Origin of the sequence: Staphylococcus sp. HMSC14C01 (genome assembly GCF_001808085.1) — a bacterium.
Classification (GTDB): Bacteria; Bacillota; Bacilli; order Staphylococcales; family Staphylococcaceae; genus Staphylococcus; species Staphylococcus hominis.
Genome location: NZ_KV792037.1, coordinates 235956 through 256313, shown reverse-complemented (window position 1 = coordinate 256313; position 20358 = coordinate 235956). Strand labels below are relative to the sequence as shown.

16 protein-coding genes, 1 tRNA gene and 1 other RNA gene are annotated in these 20358 nt (G+C 32.6%); 4 read left to right on the top strand and 14 right to left on the bottom strand.

Annotated elements, in window-relative coordinates:
• Positions 1–448: 448 nt before the first annotated feature.
• The 8 genes from recR to gltB form a co-directional block, all read right to left on the bottom strand.
• Positions 449–1045, bottom strand: coding sequence for a recombination mediator RecR (gene recR, locus HMPREF3131_RS07140; RefSeq protein WP_002447967.1), 597 nt, complete (start codon positions 1043–1045; stop codon positions 449–451).
• Positions 1046–1052: 7 nt separating this feature from the next.
• Positions 1053–1370 carry a YbaB/EbfC family nucleoid-associated protein gene (locus HMPREF3131_RS07135; protein WP_002447964.1) on the bottom strand — a complete coding sequence of 106 codons (318 nt, stop codon included), beginning with the start codon at positions 1368–1370 and terminating at the stop codon, positions 1053–1055.
• Positions 1371–1496: 126 nt separating this feature from the next.
• The gene (dnaX, locus tag HMPREF3131_RS07130) at positions 1497–3206 is read right to left on the bottom strand and encodes a DNA polymerase III subunit gamma/tau (RefSeq protein ID WP_070436579.1); all 1710 of its coding nucleotides are present in this window, start codon (positions 3204–3206) and stop codon (positions 1497–1499) included.
• A 72-nt stretch (positions 3207–3278) separates the two neighbouring features.
• The gene (locus HMPREF3131_RS07125; protein ID WP_017175206.1) at positions 3279–3797 is read right to left on the bottom strand and encodes a GNAT family N-acetyltransferase; all 519 of its coding nucleotides are present in this window, start codon (positions 3795–3797) and stop codon (positions 3279–3281) included.
• 316 nt (positions 3798–4113) lie between these two features.
• Positions 4114–4383: signal recognition particle sRNA large type (ffs, locus tag HMPREF3131_RS07120), an RNA gene on the bottom strand.
• Positions 4384–4617: 234 nt separating this feature from the next.
• Positions 4618–4710 (bottom strand) — tRNA-Ser (locus HMPREF3131_RS07115).
• A gap of 58 nt (positions 4711–4768) precedes the next feature.
• On the bottom strand, positions 4769–6232 hold the full coding sequence (locus HMPREF3131_RS07110; protein WP_017175202.1) for a glutamate synthase subunit beta: 1464 nt from the start codon (positions 6230–6232) through the stop codon (positions 4769–4771).
• An 18-nt stretch (positions 6233–6250) separates the two neighbouring features.
• Positions 6251–10759 carry a glutamate synthase large subunit gene (gltB, locus tag HMPREF3131_RS07105; RefSeq protein WP_017175201.1) on the bottom strand — a complete coding sequence of 1503 codons (4509 nt, stop codon included), beginning with the start codon at positions 10757–10759 and terminating at the stop codon, positions 6251–6253.
• Between the two features lie 150 nt (positions 10760–10909).
• On the opposite strand from gltB, the gene gltC reads away from it, so the two are divergent.
• The 3 genes from gltC to HMPREF3131_RS07090 all read left to right on the top strand — a co-directional run bounded on the left by gltC (position 10910) and on the right by HMPREF3131_RS07090 (position 13847).
• Entirely contained in the window at positions 10910–11806 is an 897-nt protein-coding gene (gene gltC / locus HMPREF3131_RS07100) for a glutamate biosynthesis transcriptional regulator GltC (RefSeq protein WP_017175200.1), read from the top strand.
• A 116-nt stretch (positions 11807–11922) separates the two neighbouring features.
• On the top strand, positions 11923–13044 hold the full coding sequence (locus tag HMPREF3131_RS07095; RefSeq protein WP_017175199.1) for a YibE/F family protein: 1122 nt from the start codon (positions 11923–11925) through the stop codon (positions 13042–13044).
• The gene (locus HMPREF3131_RS07090; protein ID WP_061544603.1) at positions 13041–13847 is read left to right on the top strand and encodes a YibE/F family protein; all 807 of its coding nucleotides are present in this window, start codon (positions 13041–13043) and stop codon (positions 13845–13847) included. The genes HMPREF3131_RS07095 and HMPREF3131_RS07090 overlap by 4 nt, the downstream gene beginning before the upstream one ends.
• A 66-nt stretch (positions 13848–13913) precedes the next feature.
• On the opposite strand, the gene HMPREF3131_RS07085 is transcribed toward HMPREF3131_RS07090, so the two are convergent.
• Complete coding sequence (locus HMPREF3131_RS07085; protein WP_017175197.1) at positions 13914–14297, bottom strand: NUDIX hydrolase; 384 nt, start codon at positions 14295–14297, stop codon at positions 13914–13916.
• Positions 14298–14447: 150 nt separating this feature from the next.
• On the opposite strand from HMPREF3131_RS07085, the gene HMPREF3131_RS07080 reads away from it, so the two are divergent.
• Positions 14448–14726 carry a hypothetical protein gene (locus HMPREF3131_RS07080; RefSeq protein ID WP_048762529.1) on the top strand — a complete coding sequence of 93 codons (279 nt, stop codon included), beginning with the start codon at positions 14448–14450 and terminating at the stop codon, positions 14724–14726.
• A 229-nt stretch (positions 14727–14955) separates the two neighbouring features.
• On the opposite strand, the gene HMPREF3131_RS07075 is transcribed toward HMPREF3131_RS07080, so the two are convergent.
• The 5 genes from HMPREF3131_RS07075 to HMPREF3131_RS07055 all read right to left on the bottom strand — a co-directional run bounded on the left by HMPREF3131_RS07075 (position 14956) and on the right by HMPREF3131_RS07055 (position 20356).
• Complete coding sequence (locus tag HMPREF3131_RS07075; RefSeq protein WP_017175195.1) at positions 14956–15945, bottom strand: LysM peptidoglycan-binding domain-containing protein; 990 nt, start codon at positions 15943–15945, stop codon at positions 14956–14958.
• Positions 15946–16421: 476 nt separating this feature from the next.
• Entirely contained in the window at positions 16422–17264 is an 843-nt protein-coding gene (gene gmpC / locus HMPREF3131_RS07070; protein WP_002448016.1) for a dipeptide ABC transporter glycylmethionine-binding lipoprotein, read from the bottom strand.
• Positions 17265–17305: 41 nt separating this feature from the next.
• Positions 17306–17965, bottom strand: coding sequence for a methionine ABC transporter permease (locus tag HMPREF3131_RS07065; RefSeq protein WP_017175194.1), 660 nt, complete (start codon positions 17963–17965; stop codon positions 17306–17308).
• The gene (locus HMPREF3131_RS07060; RefSeq protein WP_002447973.1) at positions 17966–18988 is read right to left on the bottom strand and encodes a methionine ABC transporter ATP-binding protein; all 1023 of its coding nucleotides are present in this window, start codon (positions 18986–18988) and stop codon (positions 17966–17968) included.
• 219 nt (positions 18989–19207) lie between these two features.
• A complete protein-coding gene (locus HMPREF3131_RS07055) occupies positions 19208–20356 on the bottom strand; it encodes a bifunctional cystathionine gamma-lyase/homocysteine desulfhydrase (protein ID WP_017175193.1) in 1149 nt (382 codons plus the stop codon).
• Positions 20357–20358: the final 2 nt, after the last annotated feature.

Sequence of the window (20358 nt, the reverse complement as noted above, 5' to 3'; positions counted from 1 at the left end):
ACATATTGTCATTCAGTTTTCAATGTTCATTTCTTCAACACAAGAATTAATTATACTCGCTATCGATATGAAAGTCAACAACTTTTTTAAATTAATTTTTTTGTGTGTTTAATGTTCGTTGATTTGTTTCGCTCAACAAATAAATACTATACAGGGTTTCTCCCAAATGTACAATGGTAAAAATTACACTACAAAGAGCGAAAGATAGAGACTAACCCACAAAACACGAACATTATATAAAATAATTTGTTAATAGTTAATATTAAAGTTGTTTTCTTTCAGTTTATAACTTTTTTTACATTACTTTTATCTCATAAAACAAACTTTTAAAAATTTACATTTTTTAAAATAATTTTAAAAAAAGCTATTTACAGTGTGATTTAGTATTGTTGAAGGCGGAATATCCTCGCTATTCAATACTCATCTACTATAAATAGCACATAAAAATTTACATTTCGGTTCTACCAGCAATTGCTTTAGAAAGCGTTACTTCATCAGCATACTCTAAATCGCCACCAACTGATAATCCTTGTGCAAGACGCGTTACTTTTATTCCAATAGGTTTTACAAGTCTTGAAATATACATGGCGGTCGATTCACCTTCTAAGTTTGGATTCATAGCTAATATAAGTTCTTTAACTTCTTCATCTTTTAATCTATCAATAAGTGTGGGTATATTGATATCTTCAGGTCCTATACCATCCATTGGAGAGATAGATCCATGTAATACATGATAAAGGCCTTTATACTCTCTCATTTTTTCCATTGCAATAACATCTTTATCATCTTCAACCACACAAATAATTGAACGATCCCTTTGTTTATCTTCACAAATGTAACACGGATCTTTTTCAGTAATATGACCGCAAATACTACAATAGGTAAGTTCTCGCTTAACATCTACTAAGGCTTTAGCAAATTTTACGACATCGTCTTCTTTCATGTCTAATGTATAAAAAGCCAGACGTTGAGCCGTCTTGGGACCAATGCCTGGCAGTTTCATAAAACTATCTATAAGTTTTGAAATCGGTTCAGGATAATGCATACTTAACCTACATTCCTGGAATATTTAAGCCTTGAGTATGTTTACCTAATCGTTCTTGCGTTAAATTATCTGCTTTATTCATTGCTTCATTTGTTGCAGCTAAAACTAAATCTTGTAACATTTCGATATCATCTGGATCTACTGCTTCTTCTTTAATTTCTACATCTACAACTTCTTTATGACCAGTTACAGTTACGGCAACCATACCGCCACCAGCTGTTCCTACAATACGTTCGTCTTTAAGTTTTTCTTGTTCTTGTGCCATTTTCTTTTGCATTTTTTGCATTTGCTTCATCATTTGTTGCATATTTCCGCCACCGCGCATCATTCATTTCCTCCTTAAATTTTCACATTAATTTTATTATAATTTATATTTCATTATACATACGTTTATATTTATTGTCATGTATGACTCATTCAACTTACCTTATAAACAAACTGATATATTTTATTATTCATCTATAATATTCACAGTATCTTCACCAAATAAATCTCTCGCTTTTTGAGCAATATCAGACGTTTCCTCTTTAGTATTATCTTTTGTACTTTCAGAAGAATGATGATCATTTTGTTTTCTATGATTAATATACTCGCTTCTCACTCTCATCCATTGATCTGAAGGGACACCTACTACTTCAACGTTTTTATCAATGATATTACAAACGACGCTTTCAATGTTTTTCCTTTTTTCTTCATCTTTATTAACAATTTCACAATGTATTTCTTCATCAAATTGAATTAATACACGTTTTCTACTTGCTGCTACTGGAATTGAGTTTTGCAATAAGCTGACTAAAGATTTTTTATCATTACTTTTAGCATAATCAATTACTTCTTGCCAATGTTCTTTAAGTAGTTGAATATCTTCTTTATTTGCTTCATCTAACACTTTAGCTATCTGCGTCATAGAAAATGCCGCTTTACTTTGACGTTTATTTCTAGAATGTGTGTTTGTTTGTGTGTGCTTTTTATTACTCTGTGAAATACCTTGTGCTTTTAGAGTTTTTAACTCATTTTCAAGTTGTTCCATTCTTTGTAATAACACTTCATTATTAGGTTCTGTAGCAACAGGCGTTGTTGCTACATTTTCTACTTTCGTAGGATTTGTTTTCACCATTTCAGCTAATTTAACTAATAACACTTCAAAGTGTACATTCTGATTCACACTAAATCTAATAGAAACGAGCGTATCATTTATAATATCTATCATATGATATAACGTTTCTAAATCAAATTGAGTTAAGGCATCGTAACTTGTTTGTTCATTGATTGTTTTATTCATAATCGTATCTCTTACGAAATAAATCATATCATTAATAAGTCTATTTACTTCTTTACCTTCAGATACAAAGTGATGATAACGAGAAAATGCTTCTTTTACATTTCCATTAACGATATCGTTAAATAATTCATTAAGCGATGCTTCATCTACACTACCCGTTACGTCTAATACATCTTGTAAGGTAAGATGCTCATCTCCAAAAGCAATTGCTTGGTCCATAATGCTTAATGCATCACGCATACCACCTTCTGATGCTTTAGCAATAAATTCTAATGCCGCTTCCTCATAATCTAGTGATTGTTCTTGTGCAACAAAACGTAATCGTTCGACAATTTGTTCGGTACTAATCGCTTTAAAATCAAAACGTTGTGCACGTGAAATAATCGTAGGTGGTATTTTATGCGGTTCTGTTGTTGCTAAAATAAAAATAGCGTGTGCTGGAGGTTCTTCTAATGTTTTTAATAAAGCATTAAAAGCACCTGTTGTAAGCATATGAACTTCATCTATAATATAAACCTTATATTTTGATTCACTAGGTGCGTATTTAACTTTATCTCTAATATTTCTAATTTCATCAACACCGTTATTACTAGCAGCATCAATTTCAATAACGTCACCATTTGTTCCTTGTGTAATGCCTTTACATACTGCACACTCATTACAAGGTTCACCATCATGGGGATTTAAACAGTTAATAGCTTTAGCAAACACTTTAGCTATACTTGTTTTACCAGTTCCTCTTGGGCCACTAAAAATATATGCATGAGATTGCTTTCCTTTTGAAATAGCATTTCTCAATGTTTTAGTGACATGTTCTTGACCTACAACATCATTAAAACTTTGAGGTCTAAACATTCGATATAAAGCTTGATAATTCACAGTCGCACCTCCAATACAATTACTTATCAATTATATCATGCAATATCTTTGATATATTAATTTTTTATACTTCTATGATATTGGTTGTAGTTTCCCATGTGGATATTCACTTAATTGATCCCACAAGAATTTCACATAAAGAGACTTATCATCATTTTTCGATATAATATGATGTTGTGCCGCTGATACATAACCTAACGCTGTAAAATACTCAGGACAATCATCTACAATAATAGCAGTATAATGATGAGCTTTCGCACGCTCTTCTACAGCTTGCACTAAAGCTTTTCCTATACCTTGGTTTCGATAAGATGTTGCTACAATCAAAGAAGATAATTGTAATACTTTAAATGTATCTTCATTATCAATGAGATTCACTTCATTTAGCATGATGTGCCCTATAATGTCCCCATCTTCTTTTTTCGCAATAACTTCTAATTCATAATTATATGTAGGTTGTTTTCTTAAATTAGAAATTATTTTACTATGTGATTTACCATCTAAACCTTTGTTATTAGTATAATGTTTTTCAAGTTTTTCTAAAGTCTCGATATAATCCATTTCAGTTAAAGTACTTAAATAAACTTGCATAACTTCCCCCTATAATTAACATGTTTCTAATCATATTTCTATTAAATGAATTGAGTAAATGTATCAGTGTATACACCCATAACCCTCATTATAAAAATAATTTAGGGTGTTTGTTTTTCTCAACATGCCTATTTTGAATATCTGTATATAAGTATGATGTTTATAGTTGTTCGATAACAACTTATTTAAATGATTTAAGAATCTTTATCTGTATTCTAAGTTCTTCTATAGTTTATATAAAAAAGGAGTGACTTTAAATTAAAGTCACTCGTAAAGTATATCTATTTATAGAAATGATTAATTTTAAATTAAATAACCGTGCACCTTCGAATCGAGTGTACATCATAAACGTTACCGAAGTCGATAGCTAAATCTCGGCTACCCTACGGCACATATGAGTGTCCACTTAATGCTGCTTCCGTCAGGACCTGACATGATTCATGGGTTCATATTGCATAGGACCGAAATCTTCAAACACCTCGTGCTTCGGGCAGACTTCACAAAAGTACACCCTCAACGAAGGATTTAAGTCTCGCATAAAGCGGATTTCGAGTACAGGGAACCGCTACCTCCCCACCTAGCACGGTAAGTTTTATAATACTATAAAACGTATTAACGTTGCAAGTAAAATAGTATATTTATTTATAAATCATTCAAGTTAAAAACCAATTCAAAAATATTACTATTTATTTTGTCGACGAGAAAATTCATTCATTGAATGATTTGATTTTTTTAAAATTTAGTACATAAAAATAAGCACTCAGTAAGTTACTGAGTGCTTATCTTCTTTATATTGATTAGTCTTGGATTTTAATGATAATGGCGGAGGAAGAGGGATTCGAACCCCCGCGGCCCGTTAAGGCCCTGTCGGTTTTCAAGACCGATCCCTTCAGCCGGACTTGGGTATTCCTCCAATGAACACAATAACCATCATATAATATTATTCATTGGAAGTCAATATTTTTATATTATTATGCTAAAACTTTTTGTTTGAGATATTGATCTACTGATTTAGCTACAGCTCGTCCTTCTTTAATTGCCCACACGACTAAACTTTGTCCACGACGTGCATCTCCTGCAGCAAATACTTTTTCTTGATTTGTACGATAATCCTGCTCATTTGCTACGATTTTATTTTGTTTAGTTTTAATATCAAATGATCGTGGTACTGTTGTTTCAGTTCCTTCAAATCCGATTGATAATAATACTAAATCTGCTGGCCAGTGTCTTTCTGTACCATCAACCACTACCATACCCTCAGGTGTTTCTTCCAAAATTTGGGTATAAACACCGCGAATATTACCAATCGCATCTACATCATATCGCATAGTTTGAACGCCATATGCACGAGGCTCTCTTCCAAATCGTGCTTCATATTCTTTATGAGCATAATCCATTTTAAATACAGGTAATGCTAAAGGCCAAGACGTGTTACTTTCAAATGTAATTTCTTCTGGTGCTTTTGTATACTTGTTAAACTGTACAATAGATTTACAATTTTCGCGTAAAGCAGTCGCTACGCAGTCTGCTCCAGTATCCCCTGCTCCTATAACAATTACATTTTTATCTTTAGCCGTAATTGAAGCTTCTTCAATCTCACCATTTAGAACTTGCATTTGCTCGGTAAGGTAATCCATAGCAAAATGAATACCTTGTCCCATTCTACCTTCTAAAGGCAAGTCACGTGCTTTTTGAGCACCAGTACATAATATAATCGCATCAAATTGTTCTTCTAATTCATCACGTGTTATATCTACACCGATATTAGTATTTGTCTTGAAAGTAATACCTGCCTCACGCATGATTTCAATTCTACGTCGAACCACAGTTTTGTCTAACTTCATATTTGGAATACCATACATTAATAAACCACCTGGCTCAGCTGCTCTTTCAAAGACAGTAACTTGATAGCCTAAATGATTTAATTCTTCCGCAGCTGCTAATCCCGCAGGACCGCTTCCAACAATTGCCACGCTCTGATTTTTGTGTTCTTTTGGATATTTTGGTTTTACCCATCCATTGTCATAAGCTTCATCAATAATCGTGCGTTCGATACCTTTAATTGCTACAGAATCACGATTAATTTTCATAACACATGATTGCTCGCATGGTGCAGGACAAATACGTCCTGTAAATTCAGGAAAATTATTCGTCTCACTTAGACGTTCGTATGCTTCTTTAAAGTCTTGATGATACACTAAATCATTCCATTCAGGTATATAATTTCCTATTGGACAACCAATTGTTTCTCGTCCGAAAGGAAGTCCAGTTTGACAAAATGGCGTTCCACAATCCATACATCTTGCCCCTTGAATAGAGGCTTCTTCTCTAGAAAATCGTTGTTGGAACGCTTCGTGTCCTTCTAAACGTTCAATGAGTGACAATTCTGCTAATGATTGTTTCTCATATTTCATAAACCCTTTAAACTCACCCATAACTTTTCCTTCCTTTCTTTAATAAATCACAGCTGGTTGCAAGTCTTTTTCAATCGATGTGCGATGATCATAAAATGCAGCTAATTTTGCTTCGTTATCTTCTGATAAATGACGATGTTGTAACTCGATTTTTTGCATCATTAATTCATAATCTTTTGGAATTACTTTTATGACATGTTCAGTGACATTCTCAAATTGATTTAAGATATCTTTAGCTTTTGTACTTTCTGTATAACGATAATGTTCTTCTAACATTGATTTAAGTAACTGCTTTTCTTCATCATGTTGCACGCGTTTAAATGCTAATGTTGGAAGTTGGTTCGCTTTTTTAAATGCTTCGATATCACTTGGGAAGATATAACATACTCCACCACTCATACCTTGGCCAAAGTTTTTGCCAACATCACCAAGTATAACAACATGTCCACCTGTCATATATTCCAAACCATGATCTCCAATTCCTTCAACAACTACATCAACACCACTATTACGAATACAGAAACGTTCTCCAGCACTACCATTAATATAGGCTTTACCACTAGAGGCTCCATAGAAGCATACATTACCTGCAATAATTTCATTTTCACGAGCATGCTTTGGTGCTTTCACAACAACTGTTCCACCAGATAACCCTTTTCCTACATAGTCATTAGCATCTCCAGTATGATGTATTAATAGTCCTTTAGGAGCAAATGCACCTAAACTTTGCCCAGCATGGCCCATCGTTTCTGCAATAATCGTTTCTTCAGGTAAACCTTTACTACCATATTGCTTCGTAATATAACTACCCGTAATTACACCAACATTTCGTTGAGTATTATTAATTGTATATTGTCCTTTGAATGTTTCACCATTTTCAATACTTTGTTTTGCCTCTTTATATAAATAATTTAAATCGAACCCAATATCTAAATGATGATTTTGAGCTATTTCTTTTGTGTTCGGTCCATCAACTGCATGAAGTAATTTCTCAATATCAAGTGATGCAGCTTTAGATTTAGGATTAATATGACGAGAACGTTGTAATAAGTCAGTACGTCCTACTAGTTCTTCGACTGTTTTCAAGCCAAGTTCCGCGAGAACTTCTCTTAATTCTTCAGCGACGAAATGCATAAAATTGACAACATGATCCGCTTTACCTCTATAAAGCGCACGTAAATCTTTATTTTGCGTTGCTATTCCTACTGGACAAGTATCATTATGACACACTCTCATCATAATACATCCGAGAACAACAAGAGGTGCAGTTGCAAAACCAAATTCTTCTGCTCCTAATGCACACGCTAATGCTACATCTCTACCTGTTAATAACTTACCGTCTGTTTCTAAACGTACACGGCTACGTAAATCATTTAACTTTAATGTTTGATGTGTTTCTGCTAAACCAAGCTCCCATGGTAATCCGGCATGTTGAATACTTGTTTTAGGAGATGCACCCGTACCACCGTCATAACCACTGACTACAATTTTATCTGCAAATGCTTTAGCTACCCCTGAAGCGATCGTTCCTATACCTGTTTTAGATACAAGTTTAACAGCAATATCAGCATCTTTATTTGCATTTTTCAAATCGTGAATCAATTGCGCTAAATCTTCAATTGAATAAATATCATGGTGTGGTGGTGGAGAAATAAGCCCAATACCTGGTGTAGATCCACGTGTTTCAGCAATCCATGGATATACTTTAGTGCCAGGAAGTTGTCCACCTTCACCAGGTTTTGCACCCTGAGCCACTTTAATTTGTAATTCTTTAGCGTGTTGTAAATACTCACTAGTTACACCAAATCGTCCTGATGCAACTTGTTTAATCGCACTTGATAAATAACTGCCATCTTCTTGAATGACATATCGTTTAGGATTTTCTCCTCCTTCACCGCTATTGCTTTTTCCTCCTAATTTATTCATCGCTTTTGCTAAAGTTTGATGTGCTTCCTCAGAAATAGAACCATAGCTCATAGCACCTGTGTTAAAACGTTTTACAATCGATTCTACAGATTCTACTTGCTCAATAGGAATTGATGATTGAGATTTAAATTCTAGTAAATCACGTAAATGGTCGTGTCTATTTTCATGCACAGCATTAGTAAATGTTTTAAATTGCTCGTAATCATTTTCACGACAGGCATGTTGTAATAAATGAATCGTGGTTGGATTAAATACATGATGTTGTCCTTGTTGACGCCATTGGAAGTTACTACCAGAAGCTAGATATTCTTCTTCATTACTTTGACGTTTTCTATTTTCTTCATCAATTTGTTCAATACTTAATCCTGATAATTTAGATTGTGTTCCTGTAAAGTAAGTGTCAATCACATTTTGAGATAAGCCTACTGCTTCAAATATTTGTGCGCCTTGATAACTTTGAACGGTAGAAATACCCATTTTAGCCATAACTTTAATAACGCCTTCTGATAAAACATTTGTATATGTTTCAACATTTTCAGAAATCGAACCTTCAAGATGATGACTATCAGTTAAATGAGCAATCGTTTGTTGTGCTAAGTAGGGAATGACTGCATTAGCACCATATCCAAGTAAACAAGCAACATGATGCACTTCACGTGTTTCACCTGATAAAGCAACAATACTTGTACTCATACGTAAATCTTCTTTAATAAGTAATTGATGAATATGACTTACAGCTAATAACATCGGCATAGCATAATGCAACGATTGAGTTGTATTGATAAGTGCGCTATCATCTAACACTAAAATTGTGTAACCTTCTTTTGTAGCTTGAATCGCTTCTTCTCCTATATGATTTAAAGCTTCTTCGAGTGAAATATCTTGATACAGGGTCGATAAATGTTTCACGTTAAACTTACTTTGTTCAATTTTATCTAATTGATTTAATGTAAGAACTGGTTTAGTAAGCTGTATACGATTTAAGACATTCGGTTCTGGATGAAGTAAATTTCCTTCACTACCTAGATAAGATAACTCACTTGTTACAATCTTTTCACGATAAGCATCGATAGGTGGATTCGTTACTTGAGCAAACAGTTGTTTAAAATAGTTAAATAATGATTCTGGTCGTTCATTTAGTACTGCGAGCGGCGCATCATACCCCATGGCACCAATAGGATCTTTTTTTCCTATCAAAAGATCTGTCATATATTTATGAATATCTTCCTTAGTGTAGCCAAACTGCTTTTGTACTTTAAACAGTGTTGCTTCATCTAATAATTGACGTTGATATTGAACTTCGTCTAATTCTAAATCAATCTTGTATTGATCAATCCAATCTTTATAAGGATATTTATGTGCAATATGAGTTTTAAGTTCGTTATTTTCGATGACTTTATTAGAGTTAAAATCAACGAGCAATAATTTCCCAGGATTCAATTGTCCTTTAAAAGCAACGTTTTCTTCTGGAACATCAATCACACCCACTTCAGATGAGAAAACAATAAAATTATCTTTAGTGATTGTATAGCGTCCTGGTCGTAATCCATTTCGATCCGTTAATGCGCCAATTTTATCGCCATTACAGAATGAAATCATTGTTGGGCCATCCCAAGGTTCCATTAAATAGCTATAAAATTCATAAAATGCACGTACATGTTCATCATTGGATTTATTATATAACCATGGCTCTGGTATAAGTAACATCGCCGCTTCTTCAGGCTCCATTGCTAAACTTAAAAACTCCAACGCGTTATCTACAATAGCTGAGTCGCTTCCGTCTTCATCAACAATATTTTGAATTTTTTCACTTTCATTACCAAATAAAGTATTAATAAGTTGACGTTGACGAGCACGCATCCAGTTAACATTACCTTTAATCGTATTAATTTCTCCGTTATGCATAAGAAGTCGGTTAGGATGTGCACGTTTCCAACTAGGGAATGTATTCGTACTAAATCTAGAATGAACAAGTCCTAATTTTGATTGATAATCCTCATTGTTTAAGTCTAGGTATAACGTCTTGATTTGATCTGAACGTAACCAACCTTTATAGACAATCGTTTTATGAGATAAACTTGTAAAATATAAATCTAAATGTTCGCGTTCTGCATATTGTTCAATTTGTTTACGTGCTAAATAAAGCTGTTTAACAGGCGTTTCATGTTGGTTTAAATCTACAAACACTTGTTGTACATAAGGCATTGTAGAAGCAACATGTTCTGCTAATGCTTGTGTATCTACAGGTACATCTCTATAACCAATTACTTTCAATCCTTCATCGTTAAAGTATTGGTTAAATACAGTTTCATGCTGTGTACCTGAAACTTTTTGATTAGAGAAAAAAAGACCTACCGCATATTCACCTTCATTAGGTAAGTCGAAATGAGTATGTTTTTTAAAAAATTCGAAGGGAATTTCTGTCATAATTCCTGCGCCATCACCAGTAATACCATCAGCTCCAATACCGCCTCGATGGTCTAATCTACGCAACATTTCTAATGACTTTTCAATAATATCGTGAGATCTTAAATTATCCATATTGGCATAAAAACCGATTCCACATGCATCATGTTCCTCACGGTAATCATATAATCCTCTTTTTAGTCTATCTTTAAACACGATGCCCACTCCTTTTGAGAATTTTCAGAAAATTTACTGTTAATAACAATTAATATAATGTAAAATATTTATCTGAACAATATATTAAATAGATGATATCATTCTAATAATTAGAATATTTACGATATACTTAGATTAAGGAGGTAAAATATGGAAATTAAACAATTACGATACTTTGTTGAAGTGGCTCGCCGTGAACATATTTCTGAGGCTGCATTGGAACTTAATATTGCTCAATCTGCAATTAGTCGCCAAATCAATTTACTTGAAAAAGAATTACAAGTCCCATTATTTGATAGACAAGGTCGCAATATATATCTTACTTCGCACGGTAAAGCGTTACTAACACAAGCAACTCACATACTAGAACAACTTGATGAAACAGTTGCACTTTTTCAACAAGAACAACTTAAAAACGCTCATCATATCAATTTAGGTTTTGAAGAAAGTTATGCTTCTCATATGATTACACCTATTATTCAAACGTTTGAAAGAGAATATGATAGTCACATTATACCTAGTTTAATGAATCATACTCAGATAGTAGACTATTTAAATTCAGGAAAAATTGATATAGCTATTGTTGAGAATACACCTGAACTACAAGCAAACTCAACTCTTTCAATTACGTCTTTATATGAAGAAACATATCATTTATACGTACCTAAAGACGATGCTATTGCCTTATCATTTAATCCGCCCTTAACACAACTTAAACAATTTGAAAAAAATCCTTTATATACACTTCACGATTTTCCTGATTCTATTAAAAAACGATTAGAATCTGTAATTAAAGTACCTATATATACACTAGGTACAAAGTCTCTTGGTCAGTATCTATTAAAACAACGTCGTGGCCATCTACTCTTACCTGATTATATATCGTTGGATCATTCATCTGAACAATTAGAGGATATCTCTTTATCACATACAGAATTAAAACGTTCATTTTGTGTGGTATTTAAAAAAGACAATAAAAAAGTAGATATCTTTAATCTATTTCATCTCATTCAAACATTGCTAAATAAAGTTTCAACATATCACTAGGTCTTGTAACGAACACTAACACATAACATGTGATTGAATATCATTTTGAACACGCATATATTTACTTTATTGCAATAAAGGGGTAAATTATATAATTAAAAAGAGGTTTAGGTTTAATGAATATAAAGACACTTCATGTTTCTAAAATTAAAAACACTCATCGTCTAATTATTATTGTTACTTTCATAATGATTGGATTATTTATTTTTACATTTTTTAATGCTTCATTTTATCAAATACCTATTGGTAAAATCACAAATATCGAAACAAGTCATGGTCAAAAAGTCACAGACGAGCATCATAATACTGACACAAAATATAATCAACGATTAACTATACGCATTCTAAACGGTAAGTATAAAAACGAGATCACAACTGTTAATAATCATTTTGTAAAATCTCAAGCAGATTCAGAGCAATTTGCTAAAAACGAAAAAGTATTATTACATATACAAAAAGGTCCATCTGACGCTACCATTCTAGAAAAAAAACGCGATGGCCTTACTGTGGCGATTGTAGGCATATTTATCGTGACACTTTTAATTGTAGGCAAAAATGTAGGGTTACAATCAATTCTATCTCTACTATTTAACACTGCGTTTATTATTGTTTCCATAGGCATTCATAATACTTTTTCAGGTACAAATTTATTTTTATTAATGAGTATAGCCATTATTTTATCAACTATTCTTACATTAGTATTAGTAACTGGGTGGCAAAAACGAACTTGGGTTACGATAGTTGCTACTTTATCTGGAACGTTTTTATGTGTAGGGATTACTGAATTATTAATTCAGTTTACAGGTGGTAATGGCATCAAATATGAAACAATGAGTTTTTTAACGCTACCTCCAAAAGATGTCTTTATGTCTTCTGTTCTTATAGGAACATTAGGAGCGGTGATGGATGTAGCCATTACAATTTCTAGTGGAATGTACGAAATTCTCCAGCGTACGCCTCACATTTCAATGGCTCGTTGGGTTTTAGCTGGACGTCATATTGGCCAAGATATTATGGGTACCATGACCAATATCTTATTATTTTCATATTTATCAGGTAGTCTAGCTATGGTATTAATTTACTTAAAAAATGCGAATACATTTACTTACACTATATCTATGAACTGGTCTCTAGAAATGACACGTGCACTGACTGGTGGTATCGGTATTGTATTGACCATTCCTATAACAATAGGACTTATGGTCACTATATTTAAGTGGAAAGGAGTAAGCCGATGACTACAATTTTTTTACTCGCACTATTACTTTTTATTTTAATGATTTTGCTTGGCGGTAAAAAAGGACTCATCTCCTATCTCACTTTATTTTTAAATTTTATTATTCTTATTATTAGTATTGTTTTCATTCTGTTTGGCATGCCAATCTATCTTGTAGCCTTTATCTTTTGTCTTGTAATTGCTGCTTGTAACCTCTTTATTTTAAATAGTTACAATATTAAAACACAAGCCGCATTTATCGGAACGATAGTAACAACCGTCCTTCTTATCATAGGCGTCTATTTATCTGTAAAATTTGGTCATCTACAAGGTTTTGCTACAGAACAACAAGATGAAACCTATATATTTTCAATGAATATTGATATAAATATGCTACAATTCTCTGTTTTTACTATTATGTTGGCTGTCATCGCTGCTGTAATAGATTTAACGATTACAATAAGTTCACCAATGTATGAGTTGAATGAAACCAATCCTAATCTTTCTCGTAAAGAATTATTTCAATCTGGTATGCGTGTGGGCAGAGAAATTCTTGCTACTTCCGCTAATACAATTTATTTAGCTTATTTTGGTGGACAATTAACATTATTCTTTTGGTTTTTTCAACTTCATTATTCATTTGGGCATATTTTAAATTCTAAAATTTTTGCTCAAGAGTTTATCTCAATCTTATTAGGTGGCATTGCAGTCGCGTTAAGTATTCCTATCACGGCTTGGGTTAGTGCTCGGTTGATTAAATATCATCAACTTAAACAAACAGATCACCACATTACTACTTCATCCTTAAACGAAGATATAAAATAGTAAAGACCAAACAGTGGCATTTAATGATTGAAAGCATCAAATGTCACTGTTTTATTTATTCAATACTTATGTTGAAAATGTTTCAATCCACTTAATTACAGCTGGTGCGATATATTGTGTATCAAATTTATTGAACCAACGAATATCAGTAACTTCATTATCAATTTGAACTTCATTCCAATTAATACTTCGATTAACCTTAAATCCATTTAATTCGGTCAAAGTATTTGGTTGAGGATAGGCTTCACCAATCACTTTTCCAATATATGTAAAATCATCTTGAGAAAAATGAAGTTGTAGTTCTTCTTCAATTTCTCTTTGAATAGCTTCTAAGAGCGTTTCACCTTCATCAATTTTCCCACCAGGAAAATAATATTTTTCTCTGTGACGCACTTGTACCAGTAAAATTTGGTCCTCTGTTTCTTCCACTAAACATACACATTTAATCATTCTATTCATCCTTATTAAAATATTCTCACTTCAAAAAAATAATTTAATTTAGTATGATATTAACATACATTAAAACAAACATTGGGACAAATTCTTAATGAGTGGTATAACATTCAGATTTGTTTTTTATTTTTATGGAGGTCTTGTATGATGGCAAAACAATCAAAACTTTCACGCTTATCTAGTTTAGTAAGTACAGCAGGATTTATTGTGGATGGATATAATGGACTTAAATATAGTGCAAAAAATAAAAATTTAGTTTATCTATCACTAGCACTTAGCACAGCGGGTACTGTGTTCGATTTTATAGTTTCTATGAGATCACCACGTAAATTCCGTAAATTCACATCATTTATCTCATTTATTGTTAATGTGACACGCTTAGCTTCAAGCTTTAGAAAAGTGAAAGAAGATTATCATTTCGAATAAAAAAACGAGCCTAAGACATAATGAATTGTCTTAGGCATTTTTAATATATTGGCAGTCGATGACTGAAGTAAAAATACGCTTGTATCAAGCTTTTTTCAATTCTAGTCCCGGATTCCCAACATAAAGACTTTCAATAAGAAAGTCTATGTCCAACGCAAATTAGGGATACGTTGCCAAGGTAGGACGACGGATTCAAAATGAATTCTGTCCCATTTCCTTCATTTTTTTACTAATGAATAAATTTATATTGTCTAACTTGATAGGCTGGAATTGTACGATATGTTAAAATTCCTGGACCTGCACTAAAGTTCATTTCAGATACTAAAATACTTCCATTACTATTGACGCGTTCTACAAATGCAACATGACCATAGTAGCCAGCATCTGATTGAGCAATTGATCCTACAGTAGGATGATAATCAATTCTATAGCCATCTCTTTCAGCTGCATTATCCCAGTTATTTGCATTCCACCAATATGTACTAATACCTTTACCGATTTGAGCACGACGATTAAAGACATGCCATGTACATTGACCCCAATCATATAAATTTCTATGATTAAAAATCGGTGTATGATAATAATAATTTGATGATGAACTTGTACTATTTGTATTACTACTTGATGATGCTGTGCCGCTTACGCGTAATGTTTGACCTGGGTAAATAAAGAAATTATTTAACCCATTTAAACGCATAATATTTTGATATGTCGTATTATATTTCCAAGCGATGCCCGATAATGAATCACCGTAACGCACAGTATAGTAGCTTGAAGAACTAGATGAATTTGAGCTACTTTGTGTGTGGCTACTCGAACGTGCTGTCCCTGAAACTTTTAATGTTTGACCTGGAAAAATTAAAAAGCTATGAAGTCCATTTAATTCCATAATATGGCGGTACGTTGTACCATAGCGACTAGCAATTGATGATAAACTATCTCCACTTTTTACTGTATATGTACTGCTTGAGTTATTACTATAAGAATGGGATGAACTAGAGCCTGAAACAGTTAATACTTGATTTGGAAAAATAAGATTTGATGTCAAACCATTTAATGATTTTAATTTAGCTATTGTTATACCATAGCGATTTGAAATAGACCATAATGATTCTCCACTTTTTACGGTGTGAGTTGTTGCTGCTTCTGCTTGATGTGCAAATATTGTACTAAATGCCCCAGTTCCAATAATTGCTGTTGCAAGAACTTTTTTATTCATAAATAAGCGCCTCCTTAATTTTATGCTTATCTTTGACATGTCCTCATGACAATTGTTGTATTAACGCTTAGTTTTATTACGTTAATTCTAGTGCTTTAACTTTAATTTTTTCTACTCAAGTAGTCTACTTATATAAATTAATATATTTCATCATAATATTCCATTTCAATTTGATTACATAATGATGAAATTTTAGTACGATACTTATAAATTTAAAACTTTATAAAAATCAATTTCTTTAGTCTAATTATTGCATAACGCAAATAAGGATTTTTTTAATGTGATTATATTTAATCAAAAATTTATGATACTATTGAAAATGATATAAAAAAAGAGCGAGACAGAATTCATGTTTGAATTAGCTGTCCCACTCCAAGAGTCGAAAAAAGCTTGATATATGTGTATTTTTAATTCATTAACCTACGATACATGCTAAACGACTAAACAACGATTGATATTCTACAATTTTTAACTTACTATTTTAAGCTATCTTCAATGTCTTTAATTTCTTTTTGAGATAAATCGACTGCTTTTTCGCCATCTTTAGTGTCTTTTTTCAATGCTTCTTGTGCTTCTTTACTATGATATAGATCTACAATTTTTTTGTATGTTTTATTATCTTTATCTTTTGAGTTAACGGCAATTAAATTAATGTATGGTTTAACTGCATCTGAAGTAGAACTTTCTAAATAAATTGGATCTTTCTTAGCATCTAAGCCTGCTTTCGTTGCTACACCATTGTTGATAACTGAAATATCAACATCATCTAATGCACGTGCAGTTTGTTGAGCATCTACTTCTTTAATTTTTAAATGTTTAGGGTTATCTTTAATATCTTTTGTTGTACCACTTAAACCAAAGTTATCTTTTAATTTAATAAGTCCTGCTGATTCTAATAATTTTAAAGCACGCGCTTGGTTAGAAACATCATTTGGAATCATCACTTGCGCGCCATCTTTAACATCTTTAATATCTTTTACTTTTTTAGAATAGATGCCTAAAGGTGCTAATACGGTTGTACTAATTGCTTCAATTTTTGCATCTTTATGTGCTTTTTTATATTCATTTAAGAAAGCAAAGTGTTGGAATGCATTCATATCGATATCTCCATCACTTAATGCTTTATTAGGTACGTTATAATCTGAAAAGTGCTTAATTTCTAAATCAATATCATCTTTTTTTGCTAATTCTTTTACTTTTTCCCAAGCAGCAGTATCATTTGATGCTACGCCAACTGTTACTTTCTTACTATTTCCTCCGCCTGAACATGCTGCAAGGACAATAATAGATGCTAATAATAAACCGATTATTCTCTTCATTAAAAACTGCCTCCCAATATTAAAATAATTTATTTAAATAACTAATTTCTGCGAATTATTCTAGAAATAAAGTTACCTAATGACTGAATAATTTGTACGATAATAACTAGAACGACAACTGTAATAATAATGACCAATGTATCAAAGCGTTGGTAACCATAAACAAGCGCTAAATCTCCAATACCACCGCCACCTACAGCACCGGCCATAGCTGTACTACCAATTAAACCAATAATCGCTGTAGTAATAGCTAGTACAAGTGAACCTAATGCTTCAGGCAATAAAAAATGACGAATAATTTGAAGTGGTGATGCTCCCATAGCTTTTGCTGCTTCAATAATGCCATCATCTACTTCTAAAAGTGAATTTTCTACTAAACGCGCAATATATGGTGCTACATATACTGTAAGTGGAACAATTGCAGCTGTCGTACCGATTGACGTACCTGCAACTAATTTAGTAAAAGGTACAATTGCGATTAATAAAATGATGAATGGAATAGATCTTAAAATATTAATAATTGGATTAAGAATTTGGTGAATAACGACATTAGGCCAGATTCCATGTTTTCGAGTGACTACAAGTAAAATACCTAATGGGATACCAATCAATGCACCAATAATTAATGATACTGTTACCATATAAAGTGTTTCATACAATGCTTGCATTAATTGAGATGACTCTATGCTTGAACCAAACATTTAACGCACCTCCTCATAATGAATATGTCGCTCATTAAAATATGATTCTACCGTGTCACGACTAAATTGTGCATCGTGTTCAAAGCGTAACCATAAATAACAAATCGTTTCATCTTGAATATCTGACATAGACGAGAATAGAATATTTACATTAAAACCATATTGGTTTATTAACTCGTTCATTAATGGATAATCAATTTGCTTTTTATCTAAGAAAAGTCTGTAATCTGTATAATGATTATCTGCTCTTTCAAATGAGGCACGTAATGCTTTAGAAGGCTCTGTACTAATAACTGTTGATACAAAATTTTGTGCTGTTTTCGTTTTCGGATGACTAAACACATCTTTTACTGTACCAATTTCTACAACTTCCCCGTGTTCCATTACAGCTACACGATTACAGATTTTTTGAATCACGCTCATTTCGTGAGTAATCATCATAATCGTAACCCCAAATGTTTCATTCACATTTTTAAGTAATTGAAGAATAGAACTTGTTGTCGCAGGGTCTAATGCACTTGTCGCTTCATCGCACAATAATATTTTAGGATTTGTTACAAGTGCTCTTGCAATTGCAACACGTTGTTTTTGTCCTCCGGAAAGCTCATCTGGAAATTGATTTTTCTTATCTGCAAGTCCCACAAACTCTAGCATTTCTTCAACTTTCTCTTTAATCTCAGAATTACTTTTGTGACTCAGTATCAATGGCATTGCTACATTTTTAAAAACGGTTTTAGAATTTAAAAGATTAAAATGTTGGAAAATCATTCCTATATCTTTTTTTACGTTGCGAAGTTCTTTTTCACTATATGTATTAATATCATGTCCATCTACAATAACATGGCCCTCTGTAGCTTGTTCTAATTGGTTAACTAAACGTACTAGTGTACTTTTACCAGCACCACTATAACCAATCACACCAAACACATCACGCGCATCAATTTTAAAAGAAACATCTTTTAAAGCGTGGATGGTTTCTCGTTTCTTTCGAAATACTTTATTTACACCCTGAAATTCAATCACTATGTTCACCCTTATCTAATTCTGATTAAATTCGTATGATATGAAGTATAGGCAAAAGTTAAGGATGCGTCAATATAGTTTTTTAAAAAATTGAAAATTTCAGATATTTTTAGTATTGAATTACTCTTTTAGTTCCAAATATCATAATAAAAATACAAGAGTACAATAAATATCGTTTCAATTTCTATTGCACTCTTGCATTAATACTTTCACTATATTCTATTTATTTAGCGTATCTATGGCTTGTTTTAAATCTTGTACTAAATCTTCAGTGTCTTCAATACCGATTGATAATCGAACTAAACCATCTGTAATTCCTTCTTTAGCACGCACATCTGCTGGAATAGATGCATGTGTCATCAAAGCAGGTACAGAAATTAAGCTTTCCACCGCACCTAAGCTTTCAGCAAGGGTGAAATAGTGTGTTTCACGAATTAATTGTTTAGCTGCTTCTGTATCTTTGACTTCAAATGCAACAACGCCAGTATGACCACTTGCTTGAGCGATATGAATATCATGATTAAGATGACTTTCAATACTAGGATGGAACACTTGTTGTACTGATGGATGTTCTTGTAACATTTTCACAATACCTTCTACGTTACGATTGATTTGTTCCATACGTAACCCCAGTGTTTTAATTCCTCGAATTAATAAATAACTATCTTGTGGTCCTAATACACCACCTGTAGAGTTAGAAATAAATGCTAAGCGTTCACCTAATTCATCATTAGATGTAGCGACTAAACCTGCAACAACATCACTGTGTCCACCAATATATTTTGTTGCTGAATGTAATACAATATCGATTCCAAAATCTAACGGATTTTGATAGTACGGTGTCATAAATGTGTTATCGACTACAGAAATGAGTTGATTTTCTTTCGCAATTTCTGCTGCACGTCGAATATCTGTCACACGTAATAAAGGATTAGACGGCGTTTCGATATATAACATTTTTGTTTCTGGTTTAATATAATCTTTTACGTTTTCAATATTTGTAGTATCAACGAAATCAACATCAATACCAAATCGTGTAAAGACTTTTGTTAAAGCACGATAAGTTCCACCATACACATCAGAATTTAAAATTAAATGATCACCTTTATCTAATAACATTATAACAGCGCTAATCGCAGCCATACCTGAACCAAATGCAAATCCATGTTTACCATTTTCTAAATTCGCAATGACGCTTTCAATAGAAGCACGTGTTGGGTTTGCAGTACGTGAATATTCATAACCCTGTCTTAAATCACCAATATCATCTTGCAAATAAGTACTTGTTTGATAAATTGGTGTCGTTACTGCTCCAGTAAAATCATCCGTCGTATGTCCACCATGAATCATTTGTGTTTTTTTCTTCATTA

What these genes read in the sequence shown, in the direction of transcription:
- recR (WP_002447967.1), bottom strand. Translation starts at nt 1,045, where the DNA reads ATGCATTATCCTGAACCGATTTCAAAACTTATAGATAGTTTTATGAAA.
- HMPREF3131_RS07135 (WP_002447964.1), bottom strand. Translation starts at nt 1,370, where the DNA reads ATGCGCGGTGGCGGAAATATGCAACAAATGATGAAGCAAATGCAAAAA.
- HMPREF3131_RS07125 (WP_017175206.1), bottom strand. Translation starts at nt 3,797, where the DNA reads ATGCAAGTTTATTTAAGTACTTTAACTGAAATGGATTATATCGAGACT.
- HMPREF3131_RS07110 (WP_017175202.1), bottom strand. Translation starts at nt 6,232, where the DNA reads ATGGGTGAGTTTAAAGGGTTTATGAAATATGAGAAACAATCATTAGCA.
- gltC (WP_017175200.1), top strand. Translation starts at nt 10,910, where the DNA reads ATGGAAATTAAACAATTACGATACTTTGTTGAAGTGGCTCGCCGTGAA.
- HMPREF3131_RS07095 (WP_017175199.1), top strand. Translation starts at nt 11,923, where the DNA reads ATGAATATAAAGACACTTCATGTTTCTAAAATTAAAAACACTCATCGT.
- HMPREF3131_RS07090 (WP_061544603.1), top strand. Translation starts at nt 13,041, where the DNA reads ATGACTACAATTTTTTTACTCGCACTATTACTTTTTATTTTAATGATT.
- HMPREF3131_RS07085 (WP_017175197.1), bottom strand. Translation starts at nt 14,297, where the DNA reads ATGATTAAATGTGTATGTTTAGTGGAAGAAACAGAGGACCAAATTTTA.
- HMPREF3131_RS07080 (WP_048762529.1), top strand. Translation starts at nt 14,448, where the DNA reads ATGGCAAAACAATCAAAACTTTCACGCTTATCTAGTTTAGTAAGTACA.
- HMPREF3131_RS07075 (WP_017175195.1), bottom strand. Translation starts at nt 15,945, where the DNA reads ATGAATAAAAAAGTTCTTGCAACAGCAATTATTGGAACTGGGGCATTT.
- gmpC (WP_002448016.1), bottom strand. Translation starts at nt 17,264, where the DNA reads ATGAAGAGAATAATCGGTTTATTATTAGCATCTATTATTGTCCTTGCA.
- HMPREF3131_RS07065 (WP_017175194.1), bottom strand. Translation starts at nt 17,965, where the DNA reads ATGTTTGGTTCAAGCATAGAGTCATCTCAATTAATGCAAGCATTGTAT.
- HMPREF3131_RS07055 (WP_017175193.1), bottom strand. Translation starts at nt 20,356, where the DNA reads ATGAAGAAAAAAACACAAATGATTCATGGTGGACATACGACGGATGAT.